This window comes from Rubricoccus marinus (assembly GCF_002257665.1).
GTDB lineage: Bacteria > Bacteroidota > Rhodothermia > Rhodothermales > Rubricoccaceae > Rubricoccus > Rubricoccus marinus.
Genome location: NZ_MQWB01000001.1, coordinates 1389134 through 1403326, shown reverse-complemented (window position 1 = coordinate 1403326; position 14193 = coordinate 1389134). Strand labels below are relative to the sequence as shown.

The following is a 14193-nucleotide window of genomic DNA, read 5'->3' as shown; positions in this document are numbered from 1 at the left end:
GTGGGCGCTCCTCGCCGGAGCCGCGCTGATCGGCCTGATCTGGGCGAGCACAGCCTTTATCCAGGTCCCCCTCCACAACGCGCTGGGCGGAGCCTTCGACGCCGAGGCCCACTCGCGGCTTGTCGGCACCAACTGGATCCGGACCGTTCTCTGGAGCCTTCGCGCCGGGCTCGTGCTCTGGCTTGCCTCGCTCGCGTTCAGCCGGGGGATCTCGTAGACGAACGTACCCGGCCTCTGGCGCCAGAGGCCGGTACTGCGGCCGCTTCGAGCCGAGGGTAAAAACGAATCGCGCCCCGCCAGTCCTTTGGCGGGGCGCGAGAGATGAAGAGCCGCTGGCGTTACGCCGGGATGCGGATCTGCTGACCGGGGTAGATCTTGTCCGGGTCCTCGATCACCTCGCGGTTGGCCTCGAAGATCTTGTTGTAGTCGCCGGCGTCGCCGTACATGTCCTTCGCGATCTTGGAGAGCGAGTCGCCGCTCTTGATCGTGTAGTAGCGCGTGCCGCTGGTTGCGGGCGCTGCGGCGTCACCGCCTGCGACTTTCAGGCCGTCGTCGTTGACGTTCGAGACGCCCTTGACGTTGCCGGCGATGAGGGCGGCCTTCTCCTTGGCCGCGAGGCTCTTGGCCTCGCCCATCAGCGACACCTTGCCGTCGTTGAAGTGGACGGTCAGGTTGCTGACGTTGGAGCCGAGCGCGCGCTCGACCTCCTTTTTGATGGACTCGGCTTCGTTGCCGCCGCCGCCGAAGATGTCTTTGCCTTTGTCTTTCAGGAAATCGAGGAGTCCCATGGGGGGTGGAGGGGGTGGGTGTAGAGGAAAAACGGGCGGCACGGATGTGCGGCCTCGCCACCGAAATGGCGCACCGTTCCACTCGCCCCACGCCCTCAGGTTTCGCACGAGCTTCGCCAGAGGCCGAAATGCGGCTCGGCCTCTGGCGGATCGCCCTTGCGTTGGCCTCTGGCGCCAGAGGCCAACGGGCGCTTACATCGTGTACTCGCGCCCCTCGTTCTCCGCTTTCAGCCACTCCATCAGCGGCGCGAAGTAGTCCAGCATGGGCTGAGCCGTGAGGCCGCTGCCGGTCATCCGCTCCAGCAGTTCGTTGCCGTCCACGGTGGCTCCAGGCGAGAGGAGCGCGGTCAGGAACTCGCCCACGTCCTCGCGGCCGTAGTAGTTCGTGTCGCGCGGGTTCTCATCCAAGATCTCCGTCGCGATGTGGTCGTGGAGCTGGAAGAGGAGCACGTTGCTAAGCGCGTAGTCGTAATACTGCGCGGCGTCGTTGTTGATGTGCGTCTTGGTCGCGGCGTCGTTGAACGGCGCACCGACGGCGGCGCGGTCGGGCGTGGGCGGCACGATGCCCTGGTACTCCTTCGCGAGTTCCCACCACTTCGCGTTCCACTGGTCCTCGGGGAGGTTCTCGCCGTAGAGCGCGGCTTCCCACTCGGTCATCGTGCCCGCGCTGAACGGGATGAACACGGCGTAGTTGAGCGCCTCGCGCAAGAGGCTCTGGACGGGATCGCTCGCGGGATCCACCTCCAAGCCGATGGCCTCGACGAAGCGCGGCTGCATGGCTGCCAGGCCCAGCATGGAGCCGACGGCCTCGTGGTAGGCGCGGTTGGCGCCACCGCGGAGCAACGGTGGCACGTCCGGGTTCGTGTAGGCGAGGTAGTAGTAGATGTGGCCCAGTTCGTGGTGCGTCGTCTCGTACCAGTCCGGGTCGGACTCGACGGACATCAGCGAGCGCACGTCGCGGTCCAGATCCAGGTGCCACGCGCTGGCGTGGGTGTTCTTTTTATAGCTCGCGCCCGCGGGCAGGGGGTACAGGCTGGAACGGGTGTAGAAGCTCCGCGGTAGCGGCTCCAGACCCAGTGAGACGTAGAAGCGCTCGGCCTGCTGCACGATCCACTCCGGGGTCTTCTCCGCGAGGGCGTCCTCCAACGTGCGCCCGCCCTGGTCGGCGCCAGAGGCGAGGGACGCGAGGGCAGTCCAGTCCTGGCCCCAGCGGTTGGGGAGCCAGTGCGCAGGGAGGTACTCGGGGACGGGGACGCCGTACTGCTCGGCGAGCTCGTAGCGAGCCCACGTGTGGAGCTCGCGGTAGAGTGGGCGGAGTTCGCTGTTGAGCTGCTTCATGAGCGCGAGCATCTCCTCTCGCGTCATGTCGTAGTCCGAGACCTGATAGGTGAAGTAGTCGTCGTAGCCCAGTGCCTGAACGGTCTGGTTGCGGAGCCGCTGAAGCTCGACGAGTCCGCCGGTCAGCGTGGGACCGACGTCTTTGGACGCGCGCCAGACGCTCTCGCGCTCGGCGAGATCGGTGGACTCACGCAAGAGGCGGTCGATCTCGTTGGGCGTGACAGGCTCGCCATCCAGCCTGAACGTGTAGCCGAAGAGCGCGTCGTTCTGCGCGGCCTCGGCGGCGATGCGTTCGCGGACGAGGTCGGGGACGGTCTGCGGGTTCTGCGCCGCGGCGTAGAGGATGGCATCGAGCTGGCGCACCTGGAGGTCCGTCAGGCTCTCGCGGCTTTCCAGGAAGGTGCGGGCGCGGCCGATATTGCTCTCCGAGCCGGTGTACGCCGCCAGCGCCTCATTCGCCCGGCGCACCTTCGTAGCGGTCAGCGTGTCCCCCTCCACGATGCGCGTGTTGGCGTCCCATTCCGCGAGCGCGCTCGCGTAGTAAAGCGGCAACATGCCGCGCGTGTACTGGTCCAGAAACGCGTCGGCTTCGGCGCGGAGCGCCGCGGTCGGGTTGCGGTTGACCTCCGTCGTGGTCCCGACCGAGGTGATCTCCAAGGCTTCCGGGCCGGAGCATCCCGCCAGAGGCGAGAAGAGCAGCGCGAGGGCCGCCGCTGGCGCGGCGAGCGAGAGTCGAGTCATGCGTGTGGTAGGCGTGGTGGCATCAAGATACCGGCCAACGCCAGAGGCCCGGCCGAACGTGTGCGGGAGGTGTGCGACCGGGTCGGAACGGCGTGCCCCTGTTGTCCGCCCCGGTCCGCATGGGTTACTTCCTGAGCATTCCACGCGCCTTTGGTGCGTGCAAATACGAGCCCTTGGCTCTGGACCGCAGCGTAGCAACGCCTGGCTCGGTATTCAGGGACACGCGCGGTCTCCCCTCTCGCTCCGATTACATGCTCCGATTCCTGGTACTCGCGCTCCTGCTACTGGCCTCTGGCGCCGCGCAGGCGCAGTCCATCACGCTGAGCGGTTTTGTACGCGACGCCGACACGCGCGAGACGCTCATCGGCGCAAGCGTGTACGCCCCTGGCGAGCAGCGTGGCGCCGTCACGAACATCTACGGCTTCTTTTCGCTCACGCTGCCGCACACGCCAGAGGCCGACTCGTCGGACGTGCTGGTCATCTCCTACGTCGGCTACGAGCCTCTGGCGCTGCGGTTGGACCGCACGGAGGACCAGGAGTTCGACGTCGCGCTCGTGCCCCAGGCCGACGTACTGGGCACAGCCGTGGTCACCGCCGACCGGGCCGAGCGCGCGGACGAGACGACGCGGATGGGGACCGTAACGATCGCGGCGGCGGACCTCAAGAAGATCCCCGTCCTCCTGGGCGAAGCCGACGTGCTCAAAGCGCTTCAACTCCTGCCGGGGGTCCAAGGCGGAACGGAGGGCACGAGCGGGTTCTATGTCCGCGGCGGTGGGCCGGACCAGAACCTGCTGCTGCTGGACGGCGCGCCGATCTACAACGCGAACCACCTGTTTGGCTTCTTCTCAGTCTTCAACGGCGACGCGCTCTCCAATGTGGAGCTCGTCAAAGGTGGGTTTCCAGCGCGATACGGCGGGCGGCTCTCGTCAGTCGTGGACATGCGGATGCGCGAGGGCAACCAGCGTGAGGTGACGGGCCAGGGCTCGATCGGCATCATCGCGAGCCGGCTGACGATTGAGGCGCCGATCGTCCAAGACAAAGCCTCGTTCATCATCTCCGGACGGCGGACCTACGCCGACTTGCTCGCGCGGCCGTTCATCCCTGATGGGCAGGACGCGGGCTACTACTTCTGGGACCTCAACGCGAAGGCCAACGCGACGCTCTCGCCCAAGGACCGCATCTTCGGCTCGTTCTACGGCGGCAACGACCGCTTTTTCGCGGACTACGAGGACGGCGGCGACCGCAACAAGAACACCATGGACTGGGGCAACCGGACTGGAACGCTCCGGTACACGCGCGTCCTTTCTCCCAAGCTGTTCCTCAACACCACGCTTCTGGCGAGCGACTACGCGTTCGACCTCGGCGCCGGCTTCGAGGAGCGCCAGAGGCCGGGCACGGAGCCGTCCTCGTTCGGGCTCAACTACCGCTCAGGCATCCGGGATTTCTCCGCCAGAGGCGACGTGGAGTGGTCACCGACGCCGCAGCACGCGGTCCTGAGCGGCCTCGGGGTGACGCACCACCGCTACCGCCCCGGCGCGGTGCAGGTGCAGTTGGAAGAGCCAGGCCTCGCCTCGCTGGACACGCTTCTGGCGCCCTCGGCGCCCGTGAGCGCGCTGGAGTTCCAGGCGTATAGCGAGGACGACTGGCGGATCTCGGACGCGCTGCGCGTCAACCTGGGCTTGCATGCCTCGCTATTCTCCGTGGACGGCCGCACGTTCTCGTCGCTGGAGCCGCGGCTGGCGGCGCGCTACAAGCTTGGACGCCGCACGTCGGTAAAGGCCAGCTACGCGAAGATGCGGCAGTACGTGCACCTGCTGACCAACAGCGGCATCGGGCTCCCGACCGACCTCTGGGTGCCCGCAACGGACCGGGTGCCCGCGCAGTCCTCGTGGCAGGTGGCCTCTGGCGTCTCGCGGACGTTCGGGGACTGGAGCGTGGAGAGCGAGGTGTACTGGAAAGAGATGGACGGCCTGATCGAGTACCGAGAGGGCACGAGCTTCCTGGGCGCCGCCGCGAGCGACTGGGAAGCCGCCGTCACAACCGGCACGGGACGCTCGGTGGGCCTGGAGGTTCTCGTCCGGCGCGATGCCGGGCGCACCACGGGATGGCTGGGCTACACCTTCGCCAAGACGGACCGGACCTTCCCCGAGCTCAACCGCGGCGAGACGTTCCCGTTCAAGTACGACCGCCGCCACGATATCGGCTTCACGGTCCAGCACCAAGCCACCAAAGGCATCACCCTCGCGATGACGTGGGTGTACGGGACCGGCAGCGGCTTTACCGCGCCAACTGGCCGTTTGCCCGCCACGTACACAACGGCCGTGCGCGAGACCCTTGCCAACCAGGGTCGCTTTTTCGGCGAGGGCTACACCTACGCCTCACGCAACAGCTCGCGCTTGCCCGCCTACCACCGGATGGACCTCGGGATGACGTGGAACGGGCGAACGTGGTGGGGCGAGCACGCGCTCGTGCTGGGCGTGTACAACGTATACGCGCGCAAGAACCCCTTTTTCGTAACCGCCGAGACGGCGGATGACCAGTCAGAAGGCCTCTCGCTTCGGGGCTACAGCGTGTTTCAGGCGGTGCCTTCCATCTCGTACCAGTTCCAGTTTTGATGCGCCTCTCCCACTTCGCGCCTCTGGCGCTGATGCTCGCGCTTCTGGCGGGCTGCGAGTTCGAGACCTCTGTGGGCATCGACCCGCCTCCCTTCGAAGAGGCGCTGGTGGTGTACGCTTTTCCCACGCCGGACTCCACGTGGACCGTCTCGGTGGCCAAGTCGCTCCCGCTAGGAAGCAACCGCTCGTACGAGGTGCCAGACGCGACGGTCACAATCCACGAAGGCGGAGCGGTGGTAGAAACACTCGTGCTTCAGACCGCGCGCCCTGAGGGGGAGCCGACGTATTCCATCCAGCCGTCGGTGTACGTCTCCCCCACCGGGGCGACGCCAGAGGCTGGGCGGACGTACCGCATCGAGATTACGGCTCCAGGTCTCCCGCTGGCGTCTTCGGAAACGACCATCCCGCTGGCGCCAGAGGCCGAGGTGGTGAGCGACGAGTGGACGTACTACGATGAGGGGGGCTACAACTCGAGGCGCCTGCGCGTGGGGCTCGTGGACCCGCCCGGCGACGACATCTACGAACTGGCGCTCCTCTTGCGGGAGGACTACCAAGAGGGCTACATCAACGAGTACACGTACCGGTTCACAAGCGTCACCCCCTCCTTCCGCCGCGGGTACGAGTTCCTGGACATAGATGTGGGCGTGGAGACTGATGCGGAGTACTACCGCGAGGTGGTGTTCCGCGACGCTCTGTTCCGCGACCGGCGGCAGGAGTTCGAGTTAGACTTCGACACCTATGCCGACGAGTTCGCCACACGGTCATTCGCCGTCGCCGTTGGGCGGGTGAGCGAACCGTTTGCGCGGTACCAGGCCTCGCGCCGCCAGCAGATCGACAACGAGAGCAACCCCTTTGCCGAGCCCTCGCCGTTGTACTCCAACGTGGACGGCGGGTACGGCGTCGTCGGCGCGTTTACGTCCGTGCGGATCGCGCTGCCGGACCCGCCTCCGCCGGCTCTCGCGGCGCGCTAGGCCTCTGGCGCCAGAGGCCACCCTTCCGCTCTGGGGGCGCGTGCCGGTAGCTTGAGGCATGCCTGACCTCCGCCCTCTCCGCATCCCTACCGCCGGCGGCACCGCCTACGCCGTCCGCTTCGAGCCTCTGGCGAAGGTGCCTGAGCTGGCGGAGCGCGCCGGCCTGGACCCTGGACCGGCGCTTGTCGTCACGGACGAGCACGTCGCGGATCTCCACTTGGGCGAGTTGATGGAGGCGTTCGGCGCCAGAAGCTGGAAGCCGCGGCCGCTCGTGGTCGCGCCCGGCGAGGCGTCGAAGTCGATGGACACGTACAGCTTGGTCATGGACTGGGCGCTGGGCGTGGGGATCACGCGCCAGACGCCGGTCTTCGCGCTCGGCGGCGGCGTCGTGGGGGACCTCGCGGGGTTCGCGGCGGCAACGCTGCTCCGCGGCCTCCCGCTCGTGCAGATCCCGACAACGGTGGTGGCGCAGGTGGACAGCGCGCTGGGTGGCAAGACGGGCATTAACCACGGGGTCGGCAAAAACCTGATCGGGGCGTTCTACCCGCCGCGGCTCGTCGTGAGCGACTGGGGCCTCTTGCGAACGCTGTTCCGCTCCGAAGTGCGCGCCGGGTGCGCAGAGATCATCAAGCACGGGCTCGTCGCCGACCGGCCTCTGGCGACGCGGCTGCAGCGCGACCTGGGATCGTTGATGGGCCTGCGGGACCCCATCGCGCCAGAACTCCTGCGCGACGCGGCGGCGGTCAAAGCCACCATCGTGAGCGGCGATGAGCGCGAGGCCGGGCGGCGGGCGCTTCTCAACTTCGGCCACACGTTCGGTCACGCCATCGAGAAGGTGGCGGGCTACGGGCGAATCCTGCACGGCGAGGCGGTCGCGCTCGGCATGCGCGCCGCGCTGCACCTCTCGGCATCGCTCAAAGCCGGCTCGCCTCTGGCGCCAGAGGCGGACCTCCCGGCGCCGTTCGCCGAGGCTGACGCGCTGGTCCGGGACCTCCGCATCCGCACCACGCTGGACGGGCTGGAGACGCCCGAGCTCATGGTCGCGATGCAGTCCGACAAGAAGCGGGCGGCGGCGGGCCTCCGCTTTATCGTGCTGGACGACATCGGCGCAGGCCGCGTGGCCGATGGCGTGCCGGTGGAGATGGTGGAGGCGGCGTGGGCGTACGCGCGCCGCGTCGGCGCGGGAGGCTAGGCGGGTACTGGGTACTGCGTACTGGGTACTGGGTACTGGGTGAAGCTGTCCCGCGCTCGCCTCTGGCGCCAGAGGATTCCTGGGCACCACTGGTGAGGTCCCCTCTCCCCTCGGGAGAGGGACAGGGTGAGGGCGGCTCGAGCGCCAGAGGCCTCTGGCGGGACCAGGTGGCATCCTGAGAGTCGGGCGCGTGCGACGCGCCCCTACGGGCGAACGGACGCGGCGCCAGAGGCGAGCGTGGGATGCGGATGGCGAACGGGGCCTCTGGCGGAACAAATCGGCCGGCGCCCCTCCTCATCCCTCATCCCTCATCCCTCATCCCTCATCCCTCATCCCTCATCCAACTTGTAGCGGCAGGCGAGCACGCGGATGCCGTCGGCGGTGACGTCGTAGACGAGCCAGTGGGTGTCGTCAATACGACGGGACCAGAGGCCTTTGAGCTGGCCGATCAGCGGCTCAGGGTTGCCGGGCCCGTCGAACGGGCGGTGCTGAATAGAGTCGATAAGGTCCACGACTTTGTGGACGCTCTGCGGGTGGCGGCCTTTCCACCACGCGAGGTCGCGGACGGCGTCGGGGTCGAGGCGGACGAGTCTCATGCGTCCCGGTCGATGCCGAACTGGCGCAGGACGTCGTCCAGAGGAACGCCGCCGGCGCGCTTGCGCGATTTCAGGAGGCGCTCGCGCATCGCGCCGAGCAACAGCGGGTGGCTGGGCTTGGGCGGACTCGTCGCGAGCTTGATCCCGATCTCGCGCCAGAGCTCGATGGGGACGAGCACGGACGTGACCTCGCCACTCTCCGTCGAGACGTACTGCACGGTGCGGTCGGACATGGACTCGGGGGGACGCGGCGCCCCGGCCTACGTCACCGCTGGGTATCGGCGCCAGAGGCGTCCGAATCAAGCGGCATCACGACGGTAATCGAAAAATCCGACGCGCCCTCTCGCTCCCAGAATCGGCGGCCGGACGGGTTGGTGGCCAGCACACCTGCCCGAAGCTCGCCTGCGCCCAGCTCGCGCCCCCACGCCCGCGCCGTCTCGACGAGCCGTGCGCCGATGCCGTGCCCCCGCCATCCTCGCGCCGTTACCAAGTCGCCTACGAAGACGAACGGCACGCCCCGGTACATCGGCGCCGGGTCCGCGAGGTGCGCGGTGAGTAGCCCCACCAGCTCGCCAGAGGCCTCTGGCGACGTGGTTGCCTCGGCCACCCACACGCGGCTGGTGTGCGCGCGCGTCCACGTGCGGTAGTCTGTCGCCCAGCGCGCCTCGGCGTCGGGCGCGATGCGGTATCGCGGGTCCTGCTCCTCGTGATCGGTCTGAAGCTGGCGCCAGAGACCGAGCGCCGCCACGCGGTCCTCACGGCCCGCGCGGCGGATCCGGATCTCCTCGGTCACGGCCTCTGGCGCACCAGGCCCCGCTCCACCATCAGCTCGGCGTTGAGCAGCGCGCCGCCAGCGGCTCCGCGCACGGTGTTATGGCTGAGCACGACGAACTTGACGCCCAAAACCGGGCAGTCCTGGATCTGCCCGATGCTGACGGTCATGCCGTTTCCGGCGCTGGCGTGGCGCCGCGGCTGCGGCCCGGTTCCGTCCACGATCTGGATCGCGGCCTCTGGCGCCGTGTGCAGGCCGCGGCCCGCAAGAGGCGACCGCCACTCGCGGAGAACCTGCTCGACCTCGGCGGCGCTCGGGGCGCCTGCCAGGCGTACGGAGACGCACTCGGTGTGGCCGTCGATGACCGGTACGCGCGTGCACTGCGCCGAGATGGTCATCTCGGCGGGCTCGACGCCAGAGGCCGAGAGCCCGCCGAGGATCTTGAGCGGCTCGCTCGCCATCTTGGCCTCCTCGCCGCCGATGTACGGGACCACGTTGCCCAGGATGTCCAGCGACGGCACGCCGGGATAGCCCGCGCCCGAGAGCGCCTGCAACGTGACCACGTGCACGGCCTCGACGCCGAACGCCTCGTGCAGCGGCGCGAGCGCCATCACGAGCCCGACCGTTGAGCAGTTCGGGTTGGTGACGATCATGCCGCCCTCTGGCCACGTCTGTCGCTCCACGAGCGCGAGGTGGTCGGGGTTGATCTCCGGGATGAGCAGCGGCACGTCGGCGTCCATGCGGTGATTCCGCGCGTTGGAGACCACGGCGACGCCGGCGCCCGCGAAGGCCTTCTCGATCTCGCCCGCCACGCCCGCGTCGAGGCCGGAAAACACGAGGTCCACGTCCATCGCCTCTGGCGCGCACGCCGTCACGATCTCGCCAGAGGCCCAGTCTGGCATCGGCTGGTCCTGCGTCCAGTTGCAGGCCTCGCGGTACGGTTTGCCCGCGCTCCGCTCGGACGCGCCGAGGGCGACGACCTCGAAGGTGGGGTGGCCGTCCAGAAGGCGGACAAAGGTCTGACCGACGGCGCCCGTGGCGCCCAGTATGCCGACGCGGATCATAACGTAATGAGGTGGGAACGCGTGAAGATGCCTCTGGCGACGGCCCCTGGCGCCAGAGGCGCAGTGAAATCTGGGCCGCAGACGCGCAGTAGGTGCCGTGATGCCGATGGCTCCCTGCGCTCGCTTTTGCATTCTGCATTCGCCGTTCCGCCGCCTCGCGCCCCCGTAGCTTCCGGCTCACCTGCGCCCGCTTGCATGCTGATCGACGGAACCGCCATCGCCGCCGAGGTCCGCGCTGAGGTCGCCTCTGGCGTCGAAACCTTCCGCCAGAGGCGCGGCCGCGTGCCCGTCCTGCGCGTCGTGCTGTTGGGAGACAACCCCGCCTCGCAGTCCTACGTGCGAGCCAAGAAGCGCGCGGCTGAGGAAGTCGGGATCGATGCGGAGACGCTGCTGAAGCCGGCCGACATGAGCCAGAGCGCGATGCTCGCGCTGCTCGCCGAGTTGAACGAGGCGCCCAACGTAGACGGCATCCTCGTCCAGCTTCCCCTCCCGGATCACATCGACGAGGGCGCGATCATCCGCGCACTGGACCCGGCCAAGGACGTGGACGGCTTCCACCCGGAAAACGTCGGCAAGCTCGTCCTGGGCGACGACACGCTGGAGCCGTGCACGCCGGCGGGCATCGTGGAGATGCTCAAGCGGAGCAACGTCGAAACTTCTGGCGCGCACGCCGTCGTCGTCGGGCGGAGCAACATCGTGGGCAAGCCGATGGCGAGTCTGCTGCTCCGCCGCGGGCTGGACTGCACCGTCACGGTCTGCCACAGCCGCACGCGCAACCTCGCCGAGATCACGCGGCAGGCCGATATCCTCGTCGCCGCGATCGGCCGCGCCGAGTTCGTCACCGCCGACATGGTGCGCGAAGGCGCGACGGTGATCGACGTGGGCATCAACCGCGTGGAGGACCTCACGCGCGAGCGCGGCTACCGGCTCGTGGGCGACGTGGACTTTGAGGCCGTGCGCGAGAAGGCCGCCGCCATCACGCCCGTCCCCGGCGGCGTCGGGCCGATGACGATCGCCATGCTGCTCGCCAACACGCTTACGGCCGCGCAGCGCCGCACGGCATGATGCAGGCCTCTGGCGCCCTCGCCGATACCGTCCTCGCTCGCGTGGACTCGGCCTCCGCTGACTCCGCCAAAGGCCTCCTGGACAGCCTTGCGGTGGACTCGACCGACGTGGACACCTCCAGCATCGGGGACGTCGTGGGAGGGTTCAGGGACGCCGGCTCCGCGTTGGCCTCTGGCGACGTGAGTGAGGCGGCCGAGCGCGTGATCAACGCGCTGTGGACGTTCGGCATCCAGCACCTCGTGCCGGCCATCCTGATCGCCATCGCGTTCTGGGTGGTGCTCCGGGTCGTCAGGGGCATCCTCAACCGCACGCTTGGCCGCAGCCACCACATCGACGTGGGGGTGGAGCAGCTCATCATGCGCGCCGTCCGGTTCGTGATCGTGGCAATCGCGGCCGTGACCGTCGCGGAAAAGCTCGGACTGCCCGTAACGGGATTTATCGCGGGCCTCGGCATCGCGGGCCTCGCGCTGGGCTTCGCGGCGCAGGACACGGTGCAAAACCTCATTGCTGGCGTCACGATCCTGATCGACCGGCCCTTCCGCGTGGGCGACAACATCGAACTGCAGGAGACCTTCGGGACCGTGGAGGAGATCACGCTGCGGAGCACGCGCGTGCGCACGCTCAACAACCAGATCGCGATCCTTCCCAATGCGAAGGTGATCGAGGAGAAGATCCTCAACCACTCCATGCACCGCGCGCTACGCGTCGTCGTCCCGTTCGGGATCGCGTACAAGGAGAGCCCGGCCGAGGCGCGCAGCGTCGTCCTCGGGCTCGTCGCCGACGACAACCGGTTGCACCCGGACTACGAGCCGCAGGTGGTCGTCACCGCTCTCAACGATTCCAGCGTGGACATGGAGCTCCGCGTCTTCCTCAAGGACTCCAAGCTCGAAGTGCCGGTCGGCTTCGAGTACCGCGAGAGGATCTTCGAGGCGCTCAAGTCCGCCAACATCGAGATCCCGTTCCCGCACCTCCAGCTGTTTATCGACGAGGCCAAGGCGTTCGAGAACACGCGCCTCCTGCAAGCCCCCGGCGGCGACGCCTAGAAGCGGCAGGGCGAACGCGGCCGCAACCCGAGGGGCCCTCGCGCTTACACCCGTCTCCATCCGCCTCTGGCGCCAGAGGCGCTCTCCATGTTCGCGCGACCCGACCTCCTCCTCCCCGTCCTCGGCGCCGACACGATGCGCGAAGCCGACCGCCGCGCGATGGCGGACTGGGACGTGCCCGGCCGTGTGCTCATGGAGACCGCCGGACGCGCCTGCGCAGACGAGGCGGAGCGCCTGCTCGCCTCTGGCGACGCACCTGAGGCAACGGTCCTGGCTGGAAAGGGCAACAACGGCGGCGACGGCCTGGTCATCGCCCGGGTGCTCCACGCCAGAGGCTGGAGCGTCCGCGTGGTCACGCTGGCCTCTCGCGACGACAGTTCGGACGACACGGCCGCAAACCTCGCGCTGCTCGAACGCCTCGCCGCCGATTCCGACCGCCTTACGCTCCTCGCGCCAGATGCCGACCTGGGCCGCGCCTCTGGCGTGATCGTCGACGCGCTGCTCGGCATCGGCGTGAGTGGCGACCTGCGCGAGCCCGTCGCGACGCTCGCGGCCTGGGCCAACCGCCAGAGTCCCCGCGCCACGGTTCTGGCCGTGGACCTCCCCTCGGGGCTCAACGCCGACACGGGCGAGGCGCCAGAGGGCACTATACACGCCGACGCAACCGTCGCGATGGGCGCGCTCAAGGCAGGCCTCCTGCTGGGCGACGGGCCGCGATTGGCCGGTGCGGTGACTGTGGCGGAGATCGGCATTCCCGACCGCCTCTTGCGCGAGCACGCCGACGCGTGGACGGCGGGGCCGGACTGGCTGGAGGCCGTGTTGCCGCAGCGCGCCTCGGACGCGCACAAGTATTCGGCGGGGACAGCGGTCTGCGTTGTGGGCAGCCGTCGCTACACCGGCGCGGCCGTTCTCGCGACGCGCGCCGCGTACCGCGCCGGGGCTGGCGCCGTCATCGCGTGCACGCCCGAAAGCGCCCGCCTGACCGTCGACGCGCACAACGTCGAGGTTATGGTGGCGGCGCAGCCCGAGACGGCCTCTGGCGGTCTCGCTTTCGCTGCTCTCGAACCGATACGCGACCGGTTGGAATCCGCCAACGCCGTCCTTATCGGCTGTGGATTGGGGGATGAGGAACCAACACAGCGGATGGCCAGAGCCTTGGTCGGTAGCGATTACGGCCCATCCGTTATCGACGCGGACGGGCTGACAGCTCTGGCCATTCACATCGACACTCTCGCTGAACGATCAGGCGGCCGCGTCTTGCTCACGCCGCACCTCGGAGAACTTCGCCGCCTGCTCGGCGATCACGCATTTACGCCAGAGGACCGCATCGCGACCGTTCGCGACCTCGCGAGCCGGTGGAATTCCGTCTTGCTCCTTAAGGGGATGCCGAGCGTCGTCGCCTCACCAGAGGCCTCTGGCGGCGCCGTCGCAATTGGACCGCCAGGGCACCCGGCGCTGGCTACGGCCGGGACCGGCGATGTCCTCGCGGGTACGGCGGTCGGACTTATGGCGCAGGGGCTCGCGCCAGAGGACGCGGCGCTCGCGGCGCTACACCTCGGCTACCGCGCCGCCGTTTCGTTCCGGGGCCGCCCGGGCTCCATGCTCGCCAGTGACCTGCTGTGAACGTCCGCATCGCCCTCGCCCTACTCTGGACGCTCATCATCATCGCGGCCTGCTCGGTCCCCGGCCACACGATCCCCAGCTTTAACCTCTTTTCGGAGGACAAGCTGTACCACATCGTCGCCTTTCTCGGCTTTGGTCTGGCGTGGACGTGGGCAGGCGCCAAGCCACGAACGGTGCTCTGGAGCGGGCTGGCTCTCGCAATCGGGACGGAGCTGTGGCAGTCGCTCCCATTTATCGGCCGGTACGCGGACCCGCTGGATGCACTCGCGGACATGATCGGCGTCGGCCTCTCGCTTTACGTCGCGCGGACGTTTCACCGCGCGATGCTCGAACGGCGGGAGCAACGTTAGGGGCCTCTGGCGGTCTCCCCGGAGCACTTTCCCCC

Annotated in this window: 13 protein-coding genes and 1 pseudogene; 8 read left to right on the top strand and 6 right to left on the bottom strand. The window is 68.4% G+C overall.

The features are described from left to right. A pseudogene (locus BSZ36_RS19285) lies at positions 1-217 on the top strand (hypothetical protein); the annotation flags it as partial. A 121-nt stretch (positions 218-338) separates the two neighbouring features. Here the strand turns inward: BSZ36_RS19285 and lysM are convergent. Beyond that, complete coding sequence (lysM, locus tag BSZ36_RS05770) at positions 339-788, bottom strand: peptidoglycan-binding protein LysM (RefSeq protein WP_094546894.1); 450 nt, start codon at positions 786-788, stop codon at positions 339-341. Between the two features lie 192 nt (positions 789-980). Further along, complete coding sequence (locus BSZ36_RS05765; RefSeq protein ID WP_094546892.1) at positions 981-2867, bottom strand: M2 family metallopeptidase; 1887 nt, start codon at positions 2865-2867, stop codon at positions 981-983. 251 nt (positions 2868-3118) lie between these two features. Here BSZ36_RS05765 and BSZ36_RS05760 point away from each other — a divergent pair, with 251 nt between their 5' ends. The 3 genes from BSZ36_RS05760 to aroB are packed head-to-tail and all read left to right on the top strand — an operon-like array spanning position 3119 to position 7645. Further along, positions 3119-5482 (top strand): TonB-dependent receptor, encoded by a 2364-nt coding sequence (locus tag BSZ36_RS05760; protein ID WP_179271040.1) that lies wholly within the window; start codon positions 3119-3121, stop codon positions 5480-5482. Further along, positions 5482-6453, top strand: coding sequence for a DUF4249 domain-containing protein (locus BSZ36_RS05755; protein WP_094546887.1), 972 nt, complete (start codon positions 5482-5484; stop codon positions 6451-6453). Before BSZ36_RS05760 ends, BSZ36_RS05755 begins: the two co-directional genes overlap by 1 nt. A gap of 58 nt (positions 6454-6511) precedes the next feature. Then, entirely contained in the window at positions 6512-7645 is a 1134-nt protein-coding gene (aroB, locus tag BSZ36_RS05750) for a 3-dehydroquinate synthase (RefSeq protein WP_094546885.1), read from the top strand. A 329-nt stretch (positions 7646-7974) separates the two neighbouring features. Here the strand turns inward: aroB and BSZ36_RS05745 are convergent, their stop codons facing one another. From BSZ36_RS05745 to asd, 4 genes are read right to left on the bottom strand one after another with little or no spacing between them, the layout of a single operon-like run. Next, on the bottom strand, positions 7975-8241 hold the full coding sequence (locus BSZ36_RS05745) for a Txe/YoeB family addiction module toxin (RefSeq protein WP_094546883.1): 267 nt from the start codon (positions 8239-8241) through the stop codon (positions 7975-7977). After that, positions 8238-8474 carry a hypothetical protein gene (locus BSZ36_RS05740; RefSeq protein WP_094546881.1) on the bottom strand — a complete coding sequence of 79 codons (237 nt, stop codon included), beginning with the start codon at positions 8472-8474 and terminating at the stop codon, positions 8238-8240. The genes BSZ36_RS05745 and BSZ36_RS05740 overlap by 4 nt, the downstream gene beginning before the upstream one ends. A 32-nt stretch (positions 8475-8506) precedes the next feature. Further along, positions 8507-9034 (bottom strand): GNAT family N-acetyltransferase, encoded by a 528-nt coding sequence (locus BSZ36_RS05735; protein ID WP_094546879.1) that lies wholly within the window; start codon positions 9032-9034, stop codon positions 8507-8509. Next, complete coding sequence (gene asd, locus BSZ36_RS05730; RefSeq protein ID WP_094546877.1) at positions 9031-10077, bottom strand: aspartate-semialdehyde dehydrogenase; 1047 nt, start codon at positions 10075-10077, stop codon at positions 9031-9033. Before asd ends, BSZ36_RS05735 begins: the two co-directional genes overlap by 4 nt. A gap of 195 nt (positions 10078-10272) precedes the next feature. Between asd and folD the strand changes: the two genes are divergently transcribed. The 4 genes from folD (at position 10273) to BSZ36_RS05710 (ending at position 14158) form a co-directional block, all read left to right on the top strand. Further along, positions 10273-11142 (top strand): bifunctional methylenetetrahydrofolate dehydrogenase/methenyltetrahydrofolate cyclohydrolase FolD, encoded by an 870-nt coding sequence (gene folD, locus BSZ36_RS05725; protein ID WP_094546875.1) that lies wholly within the window; start codon positions 10273-10275, stop codon positions 11140-11142. Further along, complete coding sequence (locus BSZ36_RS05720; protein WP_094546873.1) at positions 11139-12185, top strand: mechanosensitive ion channel family protein; 1047 nt, start codon at positions 11139-11141, stop codon at positions 12183-12185. Before folD ends, BSZ36_RS05720 begins: the two co-directional genes overlap by 4 nt. A gap of 87 nt (positions 12186-12272) precedes the next feature. After that, positions 12273-13808, top strand: coding sequence for an NAD(P)H-hydrate dehydratase (locus BSZ36_RS05715; RefSeq protein ID WP_094546871.1), 1536 nt, complete (start codon positions 12273-12275; stop codon positions 13806-13808). Beyond that, the gene (locus BSZ36_RS05710; protein WP_094546869.1) at positions 13805-14158 is read left to right on the top strand and encodes a VanZ family protein; all 354 of its coding nucleotides are present in this window, start codon (positions 13805-13807) and stop codon (positions 14156-14158) included. Before BSZ36_RS05715 ends, BSZ36_RS05710 begins: the two co-directional genes overlap by 4 nt. The last annotated feature ends 35 nt before the right edge of the window (positions 14159-14193 follow it).